A 15,193-nucleotide genomic window follows, 5' to 3' on the forward strand; every position below is an offset into this window, starting at 1 on the left:
AGTCGTCTCAGTCGTAGTTGGTGAAGCGGCTGGGCGCTTCGCCAGGTTGGCGCAAGGGTTCATAGCGCTGGATGTTCTGCCGCAGCGCCTGCATCGGGCTGGAGCCGATGCTGGAGAAGCCGATGAATTCGAGCTGGAACATGATGCGGGTGTTCGCCGTCACCAGGCCTGTCGTGGTGCGCTGGAGCACCACGCGGCCGATCCAGCAGCAGCCGTCGTACTCGAAGCCGAGCACGCCGTCGGTGATCTTCTTGCCGTCCAGGTCGTAGTTGAGGCGGCCGACCGCATACCAGCGTCCGCCGCCCTGGCCCTTGCCGGGGCCCAGGTTCTTGCCCTTGTCGCCCCACAGGTCGTTGATCGGCCACTGCCAGCCCACGTCGAACGACTTGCTGCCGTCGGTTGCGGTGGGCGTGCTCGGCGCCTGGTAGCGGAAGGCGGCACTGAGGTTGTGATACGGCTCGGGGTTGTAGCGGGCGCTGATGGCGGAGCGCTCGGACTTGCGCGTGTCGGGGTTGTACTGGACGAGGGTGTCCACGCTCCACTTCGGCGTCCAGTTGATCTGGCCGCCGACCAGCAGGTCGCTCGCGCGGTCGGTCACCGGCGTGCCGCCGGGCAGCACGACGTTCTGGTTGCTGAAGCGCAGGCGCTGCGCGATGCCGAAGCGCGCCGCCTCGACGCCGGTGGACGGATCGATCAGGCGCGAGGTCACGCCGAGCGTGAGCGCATTCGTGTCCGAGACCCGGTCGCCGCCGGAGAACGCGTTCTCGGTGTAGATGGTCGCGAAGCTGAAGTCGTTGGCTGCCGAATCGTAGTTCGGCAGCATGTTCTGGTTGCGGTACGGCGTGTAGACGTAGTAGGCGCGCGGCTCCAGCGTCTGGCGGAAGGCGCGGCCGAAGTAGCTGGCGTCGCGCTCGAAGATCAGGCCGCTGTCGAGGCTGAAGGTCGGCACCGTCCGGGTGCTGGAGGTCGGGTAGAAATACAGCGAGTTCGGGTTGTAGGGGATGCCGCCCACGTACTGCGTGCCGTTGACGGTGAGCTTGGGAATGTCCGTCTGCGGCAGGTAGTAGTTGTAGGTGGCCGCGTTCAGCATCAGCTTCGGAATGACGAAGGAGCTCGGCGTGATGAAGGGCCGGCTGATCGAGGCGACGGCCATGGCACGGTCGCCATCGGGCTGCGACTGCTGGTTGGCGTCGTAGCCCGGCTGGCCGTTCAGGATCGTGTTGACCCGGAAGTGCGTGTAGTCGAGGTTGAGCGATACGTCGAAGCCGTGCCAGTCGTACTTGTTGTAGTTGGCGGTGATCTGCGGCATCCGGTCGTAGGCCGGCGTGATCGGCGACAGGTTGTACTGCAGGTTCTGGTACTGCAGCGCGCGGATGCCGCCGCTCCAGTCGCCCTTGGCCCAGTTGAGCGAGGCGTCGTTGGGCAACTGGCGCTGCGCAAGCGACGGCGTGCGCGTGAAGTCGCGCCAGTAGTCGTTGTCGCTCACGCGGTTGATGCTGATGTTGGCCGACAGCGAATCCAGGCCGAGCGCCTTGGCGTCGAAGTCCTGGTGGTGGGTGGCCCAGAGGCCCCAGCGCCGGGTGCTGCCCGGACCGTTGCCGAGCGCCAGGTTCTGCGGCTGGATCTGCCCGCTGATGAGCTGCTGCAGCTGGCTGCTGCGCAGTTCGTTGTAGCGCTGGCCCACCAGCCGGTCGCTGCCCATGAAGTCGAGGCGGACGGTGCCCTTGTAGTCCTTCTCGAGGTAGCGGAATTCGTTGCTGAAATCGACGCCGCGCTTGCTCATGATCGTCGACGTGATCGTCGCGTCGCGGTTGGGCGCGATGTTCCAGTAGTACGGCTGCGAGATCTCGATGCCGTTGGTGTTGTCGATGCCGACGGTTGGCGGCAGCAGGCCGCTCTTGCGCTCGCTGGACAGCGGAAAGCTCACGCTGGGAATGGGCGGCGTGGTGATGCCCATGAAGCTCAGGCGCGCGTTCTTGGCGACGCCCTCGTTCTCCTCGGTGTCGGTGGTCAGCGTGGTCGCGGTCAGCAGCCAGGCCGGCATCCAGCCGGGGAAGTCTTCGCGGCGGCAGGTGGTGTAGGTGGCCTGGCGGGCCACCGACACGTTGGCGTCGACGAAGTCGATGCGCTGCGCCTCGCCGTGCGCCTCGTTCGCGAGGAACTGGTAGCGCACGTTGTTGAAGAAGCCCTCGAAGGTCTCGAGCTTGAGCTGCAGCTCGGGCCCTTCGTAGACGTTGCCGCCCTGGTTGACCCGCACGTTGCCGGTGGCCTTGGCCAGGTCGTTGGGCTGGTAGTACTCGAGGCGGTCGGCGGTGATGCCGAGCGCGCCGCGGCGCAGCGTGGCGTTGCCCTCGACCACGGTTTCCAGGTCGGGGCGGCCGGAAATGCGGTCGCCGGTGACCAGGCTGGGCAGCTGGCCGCGCTCGTTGGGGGGAATGGTTTCCGTCAGCAGCGGCGTGCGCTTGAGCGTGAGCGGCCCGTCCAGGCTGGGGGCCTGCTGGGCGGAAGCGCCCTGCGCCTGGAACAGCGCCAGGGACAGCACGGCCAGCGGCAGCGGCGGGCTGGCGCGCCGCGGGCGAGGCAGCGTGGTGCGTCGGCGCATCACGCCTCCCGCCCGGCCGTTCCGAGGAAAGCCCGCGACTCTCCGGCGGAGGGCAGCGAGCGCACAAGGTGCCAAGCGTGAGGGCGTTGGGTCGTAGGCATCGGTTCGGAACGAAGGATCGTCGGGGGAGACGGCGCGGCAGGCCGGCGGGTTGCAGGTGCCGGCGGCAACCCGCTTCGGCCGGAAGCCGGCCAAGCGTGGTTGCCGCGCCAGGCGGATTTGTAGAATCGATTATCCATGACAGCACCCCCGACCCCGGCCCCATTGGCCCCAAGTCCCGCCGAGCCCATTCCCTGGACGGATCCGAAACGGGCCGAAGTGTTCCAGGGCTGGCTGCACGGCATCGCCTCCGCCCAGCGCCTGTTGCCGGACACGGTCCGGCTGGCCTCGGTGGACGCGAGTTTCCGGCGCTACTTCCGCATCGACACCACCGATCCGGCCGCGCCCACGCGCATCGTGATGGACGCACCGCCGGACAAGGAAAACAGCGACCCCTTCGTGCAGGTGGCGAAGCTGATGGCCGAGGCCGGCGTGCTCGCCCCCACGGTGCTCGAATGGGACCGGCCCCACGGCTTCCTGCTGCTCGACGACCTGGGCCGCCAGACCATGCTGGACGTGCTCGACCCCGCCCGCCCCGACGCAAGCCGCCCGCTCTACGACGAGGCGATCGACGCGCTCATCCGCTGGCAGCTGGCCTCGAAACCCGGCGTGCTGCCGCCCTATGACCGGGCGCTGCTGGAGCGCGAACTCGCCCTGTTCCCCGAGTGGTACATCGGCCGCCACCGCGGCATCGCCGTCGAGGGCAAGCTCAAGGAGCGCCTGGAGCGCAGCTTCAAGCTGATCGTCGACAGCAACCTCGCGTCGCCCAGCGTCTATGTGCACCGCGACTTCATGCCGCGCAACCTCATGGTGAATGTGGCCCCCACGCTCGGCACTGGCGTGTCCTCGCTGCCCCCCGAGGGGGCGCTCGCCGCCTTGGGGCGGCCCGGCGGCGGCTCGGGACCCAGGCTCGGCGTGCTCGACTTCCAGGATGCGGTCTACGGCCCCATCACCTACGACATCGCCAGCCTGATGCGCGACGCCTTCCTCAGCTGGGACGAGGAGTTCGTGCTCGACATCACCATCCGCTACTGGGTCGCCGCGCGCAAGGCCGGCCTGCCGGTCGACGAAGACTTCGGCGCCTTCTATCGGGCCGTCGAATGGATGGGGCTGCAGCGCCATTTGAAGGTGGCCGGCATCTTCGCGCGCATCACGCTGCGCGACGGCAAGCCCCGCTACCTGGCGGACACGCCGCGCTTCATCGCCTACATCCGCGCCACCGCCGGCCGCTACATGGAACTGACGCCGCTGGTGCGGGTGATCGACGAAATCGAGGGCACTTCGGCCATCACCGGCTTCGCCTACGGCCGTGTCTGAAGGAAAACTGAAAAAGCACCATCCTGTGACGCCCGCGCAACGGCCGTTCGCAGCTATCGATTCCATAGCATGCCGCGTTTTTACTGTTCCGTGCCGCTGAGCGCCGGCACCAGCCTGGCGCTGCCGCCGGGCGCCGCGCGCCATGTGCAGGTGCTGCGGATGCAGCCCGGCGACGCGCTCACGCTGTTCGACGGTGCGGGCGGCGAATACGCGGCCACCGTCGAGCGCATGGGCCGCAGCGACGTCGCGGTGACGGTCGGCGCCCACCAGCCGGTGGAGCGGGAAGCATCGCGCGCTGTGCACCTCGCGGTCGGCATGCCGGCCAACGAGCGCATGGACTGGCTGGTCGAGAAGGCCACCGAACTGGGCGTGTCGAGCATCCAGCCGCTGGCCACCGCCCACGGCGTGCTGCGCCTGTCGGGCGAGCGCGCCGAGAAGAAGCGCGCGCACTGGGAGGCGATCGCCGTCGCCGCCTGCGAGCAGTGCGGCCGCAACCGGGTGCCTGTGATCCATCCGGTGCAGGCGTTCTCAGCCTGGATCGGCGCGCAACGGCAGCCGGACGCCGATGCCGCCGAGCGCCTCGTGCTGAGCCTCGCCGACGGCACTCGCGGGATCGCCTCGGTTCCGGCCGGCGGCGGCCGGGGCGTCCTGGTGCTCAGCGGCCCCGAAGGCGGCCTGAGCGGCGCCGAGGAACAGGAAGCCATCGCCCGGGGCTTCGCGCCCATCACCCTCGGTTCGCGCGTGCTGCGCGCCGAGACGGCGGCGCTCGCCGCATTGGTGTCGCTCGCCGGACTTTCATCCGATTGAGGCGGTGTTTTCCGCGAGGCGAACGCCGAGCACTTTGGGAACAATCGTTACTTCTTTAAGACAAAAGAAGGATTTTTGCTTCCATGCCCCGCCCGTCCCGCGCGCTGCGTCCCGTTTTTCTAGCGCTTGCCGCCCTCTGTGCGGCGCAGGGCGCCCTGGCCCAAAATCCGCCCGCCGTGCAGGCGCAGGTGGTGGTCGGCCCCGAGGTCGACAAAGCCTATGCCCAGCTGATGGCCTCGCCCCGCATCCAGAAGCTGATGGATGCGGTGAAGGCCGACCACGAGCGCTCGATCGATGACCTGAAGGCGCTCACCGAAATCGAGGCCCCGCCCTTCAAGGAGCACAAGCGCGCCGAAGCCTTCCTCGCCCGCATGAAGGCGCTGGGCCTGCCGCACGCGAAGATCGATGCCGAGGGCAACGTGGTCGGCCTGCGCAAGGGCACGGGCAACGGGCCGGTGCTGCTGGTCTCGGCCCACCTCGACACCGTGTTCCCCGCCGGCACCGACGTGAAGGTGAAGGAGCACGAAGGCCGGCTCCACGCCCCCGGCATCGCGGACGACACGCGCGGCCTGGCCGTGCTGCTGTCGTGGCTCAAGGTGCTGAACGACAACAGGATCCAGACCGTTGGCGACCTGATGTTCGTCGCCAACGTCGGCGAGGAAGAACTGGGCAACCTGCGCGGCATGAAGGCGATCTTCCGCGACCACCTCGACATCGACGGCATGGTGGGGCTGGAGCCCTCTGCGCCGGGCAGCGTGCTGATATTGGGCACCGCGAGCCACCGCTGGGAGGTCACGTTCCAGGGCCCGGGCGGCCACAGCTTCGGCGCGTTCGGCCAGGTGCCGAGCGCCATCCACGGCATGGGCCGCGCCATCGCAAAGATCGCCGACGTGCGCACGCCGAGCTTTCCCAAGACCACGTTCACGGTCGGCACGGTGGGCGGCGGCACCTCGGTGAACACCATCGCGCCCGATGCGCGCATGGCCATCGACATCCGCTCCGACGACATGGCCTCGCTGCTGGAGACCGAGAAGAAGATCCTCGCGGCCGTCGACGAAGCCGTGGCGGAGGAAAACAAGCGCTGGAACGTGAGCACGCTGAGCGCGAGCGTCAAGCTCATCGGCGATCGCCCCGGCGGCCGCACGCCGCCCGACTCGGTCATCGTCGAGGCCGCGGTGCGCTCGAACGCGGCCTTCGGCCACAGGACGCCGCTGCGCGGCGGCAGCACCGACGCCAACGTGCCGATCTCGCTGGGCATCCCGGCCATCATCATCGGCGGGGGCGGCAAGGCGTCGGGATTCCATTCGCTGAGCGAGTCCATTGACATGACGGATGCATGGAAAGGGGCGCAGAATTCGCTCGCCACCGTGCTGGGGCTGGTGGGCGTTCAGGGGGTCAGCCCCGCGCTGCTGCCCAAACGGGCGGTGCGTACCAAGTAATTTGTCACGCTGCCAGTTCGAAAGTGAAAGTGCAGCTTCCAGCTCAGGGTCCGCGGCATTTAACAATGCTCACCGGTTCTGTCACACAACAAGGAAACGGCCATGGGATTGCTCGATTCGGTACTCGGTCAAGTGCTGGGGGGCGCTGCGCAGCAGCAGCCGCAACAAGGCGGCGGCCTCGGAGGGCTGGGCGATCTCGGCGGACTTGCCGGTGCACTGGGCGGCCTGCTCGCCAACAACGGAGCGCAGGGCGGCATTGGCGGGCTGGTCTCGAAATTCGAGCAGGCTGGCCTCGGCAACGTCATCGGCTCCTGGATCGGCAAGGGAGAGAACCAGCCGGTGACGGGCGACCAGCTGCAGAACGCGCTGGGCAGCGACACCATCGCGAACATCGCTTCCAGGCTGGGCATCAATGCGCAAACGCTGCTGCCGATGCTCGCCACCATGCTGCCGGCCCTGATCGACCAGCTCACGCCGCACGGCAAGGTGCCGGAGCAAGGGCTCGGCAACCATGAAGACCTGCTGGGCTCGCTCAGCGGCCTGTTGCAAGGCAAGCAGTCCTGAAAGAGAGACTGCCGTCTCCGGACTCGGCGCCCGCAAGGGCGCTTTTTTTCGCCCTTTTTCCGCCCCAGCGGCCTTGGCCGACAATGCCGCTCGCATCAATTCGAGGTAAGACGGCATGGCGGGCGGTGGCAAATCGAAGGTAGAGGGTTGGCAAGCGCGGCCCGATGGCACCGTCCGGTGGTCCAAGAGCATGCGCGAGGCGCTTGCGCAGTTCAACGACCGGCCATGCGGCCATTGCGGCGGCCTGCTGTCCGATGAGCGCAGCCTGGCCGACAGCCTCGACTTCTTCCGCCGCCACCGTTCCAGCTTCTACCCGCCGCGCGCGGCCCGGCTGCGCATGCTGGAGATGCACGGCGCAGGCGCGGCCGAGCTGTTCTTCGAGCCGTCTCCGCACAAGGAAGAAGTGGCCGACCTGCTGGCCATCCAGGACGAGGCCGTGGTCCGCTTCTTCGTGGCGCAGGTCAAGCAGATCGACTGCAAGAACGCGCTCGTCAAGCAGGCGGCGCGCTGGGCGCTGTTCGTGCTGCGCGAGCTGCTGTCGGCGAACCCCGCGCGCCACCAGGCCGGTGCCGCGCTGATCCTGGAACTGCTGGCAGCCAACCCCGACTGGCAAGCCCCGCTCGAAGCCGCCTGCGACGAAAGCCAGCGCGACACGCTCGCGCGCCTGCAGGAAGACGGCTCCGGCGGCGTGGCCGAAGCGCCGTCGGCCGCCTGGCCCGCGCTGCTCAAGCGCCCGCCCTGGAAGAACCGGCAGGCGCTGCCCGTCATTCCCGTCCTGGCGCTGCAGCCCCTGCCGCCGGCCGCGTCGCTGCACTGGCAGAACCTGCAGCCGCCGCAGTACCTGCAGGCCACGGGCGACGTGTCCGGCTGGCTGGCGCGCGAGGTCCGCGTCTCGCGCGAGCGCGCCGACGAATGGGCAGGCGAGTTCACCCGCCACCAGCCCGACGCGCCGGCGCATGTGCGCGAAGGCGGCAACGCGCACAAGGCCCTGTGGATGCTGGGCCTGCGCCCGGAGCTGATCGACGACGTCCTGGTGAACGGCAGGGCGGTCGGGCCGGAAGACTTCGGCCCGCTGCCCGACGCGCGCTGGGGCGCCGCCGAATACCTCTGGCTGCTGCCGCAGCCGCTGGCCGTCGCGGTGTTCACGCACGGGCCGGCGCCCACCCACTACATGGACGACGTCTCGCGCGTGCGCCCCATCCTGCATGCGTTCGGCGCCGCCGCGCTGCCGGGGCTGCAGCGCGTGCTCAAGCAGGGCTCGCGCGCGATGTTCGAGCTGGCCGCCGTCGTCGAGTGGGACCCGCTCGCGGGCTGGATCGCCAGGGGCTTCCACACCAACCGCTGGGTCCGCCAGGAGGCGGGCGAGTGGCTGGCCCGCTACCCGGATGCGGCCGCTCGCGGCCTCGTGCCCATCGCGCTGGGCGAGCCCGGCGCCGCGCATGAAGCCGCGCAGGCCGCGCTGCGCTGGCTGCACGGTGCCGGCCACGCCGACGCAGTGCGCGACCAGGCCGCCGCCTACGGCCCCGAGGCCGCCGACGCCGTGGCGCAGCTGCTGGCCATCGCCCCCGAAGACCTGCTGCCCGACAGCCTGCCCGTGCTGCCGAAGACCCTGCCGCTGGCCGCGCTGCCCCGGCTGATCCTCCGACAGGGCGGCCAGGCGCTGCCGCAGGCCGCCGTCCCCGACGTGCTGATGGCGATGATGCTCGGCAAGCCCGACATGCCCTATCCGGGGCTGGCCAGCCTGCTGGAGGCGCTCACGCCCGACTCGCTCGCACGCTTCGGCCGTGCGCTGCTGGCCTGGTGGATCGGCAACGGCCGGCCCGCCAAGGAGCGCTGGATGTTCGCGCTGCAGGGCCGCCTGGGCGACGGCGAGACCGCGCGCCAGCTCTACGGCCTGCTGCGCCAATGGCGTGCCGCGCTCGACCGCGTGCGCGCCTACGACGCGATGGCGATGCTCGGCGAGATCGGCAGCGACGCCGCCCTGATGCACCTGGCCGAACTCTCGCGCCAGACCCGCCATGACGACCTGCGCACCCGCGCCGACCGCATGCTGGGCGAGGTGGCCGAGCAGCGCGGCCTGAGCCTCGACCAGCTGGCCGACCGCACCGTGCCCGACCTGGGCCTGGACAGCCGCGCGCGGCTCACGCTCGACTTCGGCCCGCGCAGCTTCGAGATACGCATGGACCACGACTTCGAGCCGGTGGTGCACAACCGCGCCGGCAAGATGCTCAAGACCCTGCCCAAGCCCGGCGCGAACGACGACGCGGGCAAGGCCCAGGCCGCGGCCAATCAGCTGAAAGACCTGCGCAAGCTCGCCAAGGCGGTGGCCGCCGCGCAGCTGCGGCGCCTCGAAGCCGCCATGTGCGCGCGGCGCCGATGGGCGCCCGCCGAATTCCTGCCCTTCTTCGCCAACCACCCGGTGCTGCGCGTCTTCAGCCGGTCGCTGGTGTGGGGCCTGTTCGATGCGTCGAACCGGCTGGCCGGCACCTTCCGCGTCGGCGCCGAGGGCGAGCTGAGCGATCTGCACGGCGCTCCGGTCATGCTCGCCGACAACGCACGCATCGGCATCCCGCATCCGCTGGAGATCGCGGGGCTCGACCCGGCGCTGGCCGCCGCCTGGGCCGGCGTGCTGGCCGGCCACGGCATTGCGCAGCCCTTCGAGCAACTGGCGCGCCAGACCTTCGCGCGCGACGAATCGCTGCGCGCGCGCCGCGACATCCCGCACTGGGCCGGCCGCCAGGTGTCGAACGGTGCGCTGCTGGGCCTGGAACAGCGCGGCTGGATGCGCGAGGTGGGCGAAGGCGGCATGGTCGGCAGCTTCGGCAAGCCCGTGCCCGGCGGGCGCCGCATCCGACTGCGGCTGGCCGTCGGCTGGTTCGTGCAGGACAGCCCCGACGGCGCCGAGCTGCAGACCGTGCAGTCCGTGGCGCTCGACGGCGCCGACGGCAGCATGCTGGGCGACTTGTCGCCGGTCGATTTCAGCGAGGTCGAGCGCGACCTGCAGCGTGCCGTCAGGCCCGCGGCGGAAAGCGCTGGTTGAGCCAGCGCTGCAGGGCAGCGAAGACCGGCTCGGCTTCGATCTCGTTGAAGATCTCGTGGTACAGCGTGTCGAAGCAATGCGCCTCGACCTTGCCGCCCGCCGCGGCCGCGGCGAAGGCCCGGCTGGCCGACGGCCTCACGAGGCGGTCGTCGCCCGCGTAGAGCAGCAACGTGGGCACGGGCCAGTTGGCGGCGCGCTGCTGCACCGTCGCGCCCTCGTACACCAGGAAGCGCGCGAGCCGGCTGCCGATGCGGTCGTGCGTGAGCGGATCGTCGCGGTAGGCCTGCACCACAGCCGTGTCGTGCGAGAGATAGTTGTCGTCCAGGCCGTTGCCCACGCGCAGGTTCGGCGCAATGCGCGGCAGCACCGCGAGCAGTGCCTTCTGGAAGCCGCTCAGGCCGGGGTCGAGCCCCGGCGATGACAGCACCAGCCCGTCGACCGGCCGCACCCCGCGCGCCACCAGGCTCGCCGTGACCAGCCCGCCCAGGCTGTGCCCCAGCAGCACCAGCGGCAGCCCGGGGTTCAGTCGGCGCGCATCGTCGACCACCAGCGCGAGGTCGTCGACCAGCCGCAGTTCGCTCGGCAGGCCGCCGCGCGCACCGGTCGATTCGCCGTGCCCGTGGTGGTCGTGCGCCCACACCGCGAAGCCCCATTCGTGCAGGCATTCCGCCAGCGCGTGGTAGCGGCCCGCATGCTCGCCGAGCCCGTGGACCACGACGATCACGGCGCGCGCCGGCCCGGGCGCCGGCAGGCGGCGCAGGGCGAGCGTCTCGCCGTCCGGCGTGGACAGCGACACGCGCTGCGGCAGAGGCAGCGCGGGGTCGTTCAAGCCGCCACCGGCTCCGATGCGGCGGCGCGGTGCGCAGCCGGCAGCGCCGCGATCACCTCGGCCACGGCGGCCGTGAGCTTCTTCGCGTACGGCACGTGCAGGAACTCGTTCGGGCCGTGCGCGTTGCTCTTGGGGCCGAGCACGCCGCAGACCATCATCTGCGCCTTCGGGAAGCCGGCGCTGAGCATGTTCATCAGCGGAATGGTGCCGCCCTGGCCGATGTAGCCGCACGACGCGCCGAAGTGCGCGCGCGAGGCCTTGTTGAGCGCATCCTCGAACCACGGCGTGATGGTCGGTGCGTTCCAGCCGGTGGCGCCGCCGCCGCTCTCGAAGGTCACGCGGGCCTGGTAGGGCGCGTTGTCCTCGAGCAGCGCCTTGAGCGTCTGCACCGTCTCGGCCGCATCCACCAGCGGCGGCAGGCGCAGCGAGAGCTTGAAGGCGGTGTAGGGGCGCAGCACGTTGCCCGCGTCCTTCAGCGCCGGAAAGCCTTCGGCGCCGGTGACCGACAGCGTGGGCTTCCAGGTGCGGTTGAGCAGGGCCTCGACCGGGTCGGTGGTGGTGGGCAGCGCGAACATGGTCGAGCCGCCGCAGTCGTAGTGCGCCCACGGGAAGCGCTTGTAGACCTCGTCGCCCAGGATGGCGGCGGTGGCCTTGGCCTGCGCCAGCCGGTCGGGCGGCACTTCGCAGTGGAAGCTCGCGGGCAGCAGGCGGCCGGTGGCGCTGTCCTCGAGGCGGTCGAGCACCTGCCGCATGATGCGGAAGCTCGAGGGCACGAGGCCCGAGGCATCGCCCGAGTGGATGCCTTCGGTCAGCACCTCGACCTTGAGCGTGCCGCTGGCCATGCCGCGCAGCGAGGTGGTGAGCCAGAGCTGGTCGTAGTTGCCGGCGCCCGAATCGAGGCAGATCACCAGTTCGACGTTGCCCAGGCGCGGACGCAGCGCGTCGACGTAGGGCAGCAGGTCGTAGGAGCCGCTTTCCTCGCAGGTCTCGATCAGGCCGACGATGCGCGGATGCGCCGCGCCCTGGGCCTTGAGCGCCTGCAGCGCGGCGATGCTGGCGTACACCGCATAGCCGTCGTCGGCGCCGCCGCGGCCGTAGAGCAGGCCGTTCTCGTACTTGGGCGTCCAGGGGCCGAGGTCGTTGCGCCAGCCGGTGAACTCGGGCTGCTTGTCGAGGTGGCCGTACATGAGCACGGTCTCGTCCATGTCGGTGCCCGTGGCAGGGACTTCGAAGAACAGCACCGGGGTGCGGCCCTCGAGCCGCACGATCTCCAGCTTCAGGCCCTCGACCTTCTGCGCCTCGACCCAGGCGGCCGCGTTGCGCAGCACGGTTTCGAGGTAGCCGTTGGCCGACCAGTCCTTGTCGAAGCCGGGCGACTTGGCGGGGATGGCGATGTAGTCGGTGAGTTGGCGGACGATGTCGCCGTCCCATCGGGCGGTGACGTCGGACAGGGCACGTTCGGCGTCGAGCGTGCCGGCGGGCATTTCGCGGTGCAGGGGGGCGTTCATCGGTGGGTTCTCCGCGGGTGGACGAAAAGATGCATTTTGCGCCTTGAGGCGAGCGCGCGTAGAGTGCGGGCGATCTCAAAACCGGAGGCCATGTGAGCAAGTCAGCATCGACTCGGATCAAGGTAGATATCAAGGTGGGTATTGGCGGCTGGACCTACGAACCCTGGCGCGACAACTTCTACCCCAAGGGGCTCGCGCACGCGAAAGAGTTGAACTACGCGAGCCGCAAGGTCAGCTCCATCGAGATCAACGGCACCTACTACAGCACCTTCAAGCCCGAGACCTTCCGCAAGTGGCACGACGACACGCCGGCCGACTTCATGTTCTCGCTCAAGGCCTCGCGCTTCGCGACCAACCGCAAGCTGCTGTCCGGCGCGGGCGACTCGATCAAGCGCTTCATCGACAGCGGCGTGGCCGAGCTGGGCGACAAGCTCGGGCCGATCGTGTGGCAGTTCATGCCGACCAAGCAGTTCGACGCGGAAGACTTCGAGGCCTTCCTCTCGCTGCTGCCGAAGAAGGAAGGCAGCCGCGTGCTGCGCCACGTGATGGACGTGCGCCACGAGAGCTTCATGGTGCCCGCGTACAAGGCGCTCGCGAAGAAGCACAAGGTGTCGACGGTGTTCACCGACGCCGAGAAGTTTCCGTCGTTCGAGGAGCCCGAGGGCGACTTCGCCTATGCGCGGCTCATGATGGCCAACGCCAAGCTCAAGGCCGGCTATGCGCCGAAGGCGCTGGACACCTGGGCCGAGCGCGCGCAGGGCTGGGCCGTGTCACCGAAGAAGCGCGACGTGTTCGTCTACTTCATCAACGGCGCGAAGGAAAAGGCACCGGCCGCGGCCGGTGCCCTGCTGGAGCGCCTGGGATGGGAGCCGCCGGCGGCCTGAATGAAGCCGGGCGGCGCGGGATGAACCAGAGACTGCGTCAGCCCTTGGCGCCGAAGCTGATCTCGCCCGACAGCTGGCCGCCTTCTTCGATCACGATCTTGCCGTAGCGGATCTTGCCGGTGACCTTGCCGGTGGAGTGGATGACGAGCTTCTCGCGCACGGTGAGGTTGCCGTCGAACACGCCGCGGATTTCGGCGATGTCTATTTCGGCCGAGCCCTTGAACTCGCCCTGTTCGGCGATCTGCATCAGGCGCGAATCCATGGTGGCTTCCACCAGGCCTTCGACCACGAGCGTGTCGCAATCGGTGATCTCGACGCCCTTGAGCTTGATGTTGGGGCCGACGGTGAGCTTGCTTCCGCCTTCCTTGGCGACGGGGGCCGCCGCTGCATTGAGGCCGCCTTGCTGCGCGGTCAGCGACGAGGGATTCACAGGGGAACCGGAGAGGTTGGTGGCTGCGCCGACGAGCGGAGCGGGGCGGGAAGTCAGCGAATCGTTGTCTCGGTCACGCTTGCCGAAGAAGGGGGACTGTGTAGCCAATGGGGAGCTCCTCAAGAAAGGGGACTATCGTAAGAACGCACTCACGGCATGCGGCACTTCATTGCGCAAGAAGCGTAACTGAATAAGTCGTCCGCGACACGACAATGCCCTCATGACCCGCCCGACTCTCGAAGCCCTCTCCACACCCGCCGCCACCGACTTGCGGTTCGACAAGCCGTCTCACGGCTGGCGGCGCACGCTGTTCACGGTGATCTTCGAGGCCGACACGCGCGCGGGGCTGTGGTTCGACCTTGCGCTGATCGCTGTCATCGTCACCAGCGTGCTGGTGGTCATCCTGGACAGCGTGCAGTCGATCCGCGAGCACTGGCGCCCGCTGTTCAACGCGCTCGAATGGGTGTTCACCATCCTGTTCACGCTGGAGTACATCGCGCGGCTGTGCTGCGTGAACAAGCCGCTGCGCTATGCGCTGAGCTTCTACGGCGTGATCGACCTGCTGGCGCTGCTGCCGACCTTCCTGGTGGCCCTGGCGCCCGAGCTGGCCTACCTGATCGACGTGCGCATCCTGCGCCTACTGCGCGTGTTCCGCATCTTCAAGCTGTCGCGCTACTCGGTGGAGTACCGCGCGCTGGTGATGGCCGTGGCGTCGAGCCGGCGCAAGATCACGGTGTTCGTGGGCTTCGTGATGCTGGTGGTGCTGGTGATGGGCACGCTGATGTACGTGGTCGAAGGGCCCCAGCACGGGTTCACGAGCATCCCGGTGGCCATCTACTGGGCCATCTCGACGATGGCCACCGTGGGCTTCGGCGACCTCGTGCCCAAGACCGACCTGGGCCGCGCGATCGCCTCGGTGATGATGCTGCTGGGCTGGGGCGTGCTGGCGGTGCCCACGGGCATCGTGACGGCCGAGATGGCGCGGCGCGGGCCGAACGACGAAGCCGTGCCCGTGCCCGTGGCGCAGCGCGGTGTTCTTGCGATGACGGCGCCGGAATCCGTGCCCGCGGTGCCGGCGAAGCGGGTTACTCCGTCGGCCAGGCGACGCGCCCTTGCGCAGCATCGCCGAGGCGGGCGATGAACGCATCGGCGTCGGGTTCGGGTAGCGCGAAGGCGAAGCGCACGTCGTCGCCGTGCTGCACGCTCTCGAGCACCGCGCCGGCCGAGGCGAGTTCGCGCCGCACCAGCCCTTCGAGCGCATAGGGCACGATGCACCGCAGGCTGCGCTGGCGCAGCAGCGGCACGAGCGTGGCGCCGAGCAGGGCCTGCGCCACCGCATCGGTATAGGCCCGCACGAGGCCGCCGGCACCGAGCTTCACGCCGCCGAAATAGCGCACCACGGTTGCCAGCGCGCCTTCGACCTGCTGGTGGCGCAGCACCTCCAGCATCGGCCGTCCCGCGGTGCCGCCGGGCTCGCCGTCGTCGTTCGCGGCCGACTGGCCGCCGGCCATCAAGGCCCAGCACACGTGCGCTGCAGCGGGATGCTCCGCGCGCAATGACGCCACCACGGCCAGCGCGGCCGCGCGGTCGGCCACCGGCTGCACGCAGCCGATGAAGCGGCTTTTCTTGATGAGCAGTTCGCTGTGAACCGGCTGCGCCAGCGTGAAGCTCATG

General features: G+C 69.4%; 12 protein-coding genes. 7 read left to right on the top strand and 5 right to left on the bottom strand.

The features are described from left to right. Positions 1-7 precede the first annotated feature (7 nt). A complete protein-coding gene (locus WIX39_RS04110) occupies positions 8-2,602 on the bottom strand; it encodes an LPS-assembly protein LptD (RefSeq protein WP_106936305.1) in 2,595 nt (864 codons plus the stop codon). Positions 2,603-2,839: 237 nt separating this feature from the next. Between WIX39_RS04110 and WIX39_RS04115 the strand changes: the two genes are divergently transcribed. The 5 genes from WIX39_RS04115 (at position 2,840) to WIX39_RS04135 (ending at position 9,868) form a co-directional block, all read left to right on the top strand. Continuing rightward, positions 2,840-4,018, top strand: a complete 1,179-nt coding sequence (locus WIX39_RS04115) for an aminoglycoside phosphotransferase family protein (RefSeq protein ID WP_106936304.1) — start codon at positions 2,840-2,842, stop codon at positions 4,016-4,018. 69 nt (positions 4,019-4,087) lie between these two features. Next, a complete protein-coding gene (locus WIX39_RS04120) occupies positions 4,088-4,825 on the top strand; it encodes a 16S rRNA (uracil(1498)-N(3))-methyltransferase (protein ID WP_106936303.1) in 738 nt (245 codons plus the stop codon). An 83-nt stretch (positions 4,826-4,908) separates the two neighbouring features. Continuing rightward, entirely contained in the window at positions 4,909-6,264 is a 1,356-nt protein-coding gene (locus WIX39_RS04125) for a M20/M25/M40 family metallo-hydrolase (RefSeq protein ID WP_106936302.1), read from the top strand. A gap of 102 nt (positions 6,265-6,366) precedes the next feature. Beyond that, on the top strand, positions 6,367-6,828 hold the full coding sequence (locus WIX39_RS04130) for a YidB family protein (RefSeq protein WP_081268219.1): 462 nt from the start codon (positions 6,367-6,369) through the stop codon (positions 6,826-6,828). Between the two features lie 190 nt (positions 6,829-7,018). Continuing rightward, positions 7,019-9,868, top strand: a complete 2,850-nt coding sequence (locus WIX39_RS04135; protein ID WP_409194571.1) for a DUF4132 domain-containing protein — start codon at positions 7,019-7,021, stop codon at positions 9,866-9,868. Here WIX39_RS04135 and WIX39_RS04140 read toward each other — a convergent pair. Continuing rightward, positions 9,840-10,697, bottom strand: coding sequence for an alpha/beta hydrolase (locus tag WIX39_RS04140; protein ID WP_106936300.1), 858 nt, complete (start codon positions 10,695-10,697; stop codon positions 9,840-9,842). The genes WIX39_RS04135 and WIX39_RS04140 overlap by 29 nt on opposite strands. Beyond that, entirely contained in the window at positions 10,694-12,205 is a 1,512-nt protein-coding gene (locus WIX39_RS04145) for a M20 family metallopeptidase (protein WP_106936299.1), read from the bottom strand. The genes WIX39_RS04140 and WIX39_RS04145 overlap by 4 nt, the downstream gene beginning before the upstream one ends. A gap of 92 nt (positions 12,206-12,297) precedes the next feature. Here WIX39_RS04145 and WIX39_RS04150 point away from each other — a divergent pair, with 92 nt between their 5' ends. Next, a complete protein-coding gene (locus tag WIX39_RS04150; protein WP_106936298.1) occupies positions 12,298-13,089 on the top strand; it encodes a DUF72 domain-containing protein in 792 nt (263 codons plus the stop codon). A gap of 37 nt (positions 13,090-13,126) precedes the next feature. On the opposite strand, the gene WIX39_RS04155 is transcribed toward WIX39_RS04150, so the two are convergent. After that, positions 13,127-13,627, bottom strand: coding sequence for a bactofilin family protein (locus tag WIX39_RS04155; RefSeq protein WP_106936297.1), 501 nt, complete (start codon positions 13,625-13,627; stop codon positions 13,127-13,129). A gap of 112 nt (positions 13,628-13,739) precedes the next feature. Between WIX39_RS04155 and WIX39_RS04160 the strand changes: the two genes are divergently transcribed. Then, on the top strand, positions 13,740-14,660 hold the full coding sequence (locus WIX39_RS04160; protein ID WP_081267857.1) for an ion transporter: 921 nt from the start codon (positions 13,740-13,742) through the stop codon (positions 14,658-14,660). Here WIX39_RS04160 and WIX39_RS04165 read toward each other — a convergent pair. Beyond that, positions 14,605-15,192 (bottom strand): IMPACT family protein, encoded by a 588-nt coding sequence (locus tag WIX39_RS04165; protein WP_081267858.1) that lies wholly within the window; start codon positions 15,190-15,192, stop codon positions 14,605-14,607. The genes WIX39_RS04160 and WIX39_RS04165 overlap by 56 nt on opposite strands. Between the last annotated feature and the right edge of the window lies 1 nt (position 15,193).

Origin of the sequence: Variovorax sp. AB1(2024), assembly GCF_037482385.2 — a bacterium.
Classification (GTDB): Bacteria; Pseudomonadota; Gammaproteobacteria; order Burkholderiales; family Burkholderiaceae_C; genus Variovorax.

Excerpts from the sequence above, each read along its gene's own strand:
- WIX39_RS04110 (WP_106936305.1), bottom strand. The coding sequence starts at position 2,602 with ATGCGCCGACGCACCACGCTGCCTCGCCCGCGGCGCGCCAGCCCGCCG.
- WIX39_RS04115 (WP_106936304.1), top strand. The coding sequence starts at position 2,840 with ATGACAGCACCCCCGACCCCGGCCCCATTGGCCCCAAGTCCCGCCGAG.
- WIX39_RS04120 (WP_106936303.1), top strand. The coding sequence starts at position 4,088 with ATGCCGCGTTTTTACTGTTCCGTGCCGCTGAGCGCCGGCACCAGCCTG.
- WIX39_RS04125 (WP_106936302.1), top strand. The coding sequence starts at position 4,909 with ATGCCCCGCCCGTCCCGCGCGCTGCGTCCCGTTTTTCTAGCGCTTGCC.
- WIX39_RS04130 (WP_081268219.1), top strand. The coding sequence starts at position 6,367 with ATGGGATTGCTCGATTCGGTACTCGGTCAAGTGCTGGGGGGCGCTGCG.
- WIX39_RS04135 (WP_409194571.1), top strand. The coding sequence starts at position 7,019 with ATGCGCGAGGCGCTTGCGCAGTTCAACGACCGGCCATGCGGCCATTGC.
- WIX39_RS04145 (WP_106936299.1), bottom strand. The coding sequence starts at position 12,205 with ATGAACGCCCCCCTGCACCGCGAAATGCCCGCCGGCACGCTCGACGCC.
- WIX39_RS04160 (WP_081267857.1), top strand. The coding sequence starts at position 13,740 with ATGACCCGCCCGACTCTCGAAGCCCTCTCCACACCCGCCGCCACCGAC.
- WIX39_RS04165 (WP_081267858.1), bottom strand. The coding sequence starts at position 15,192 with ATGAGCTTCACGCTGGCGCAGCCGGTTCACAGCGAACTGCTCATCAAG.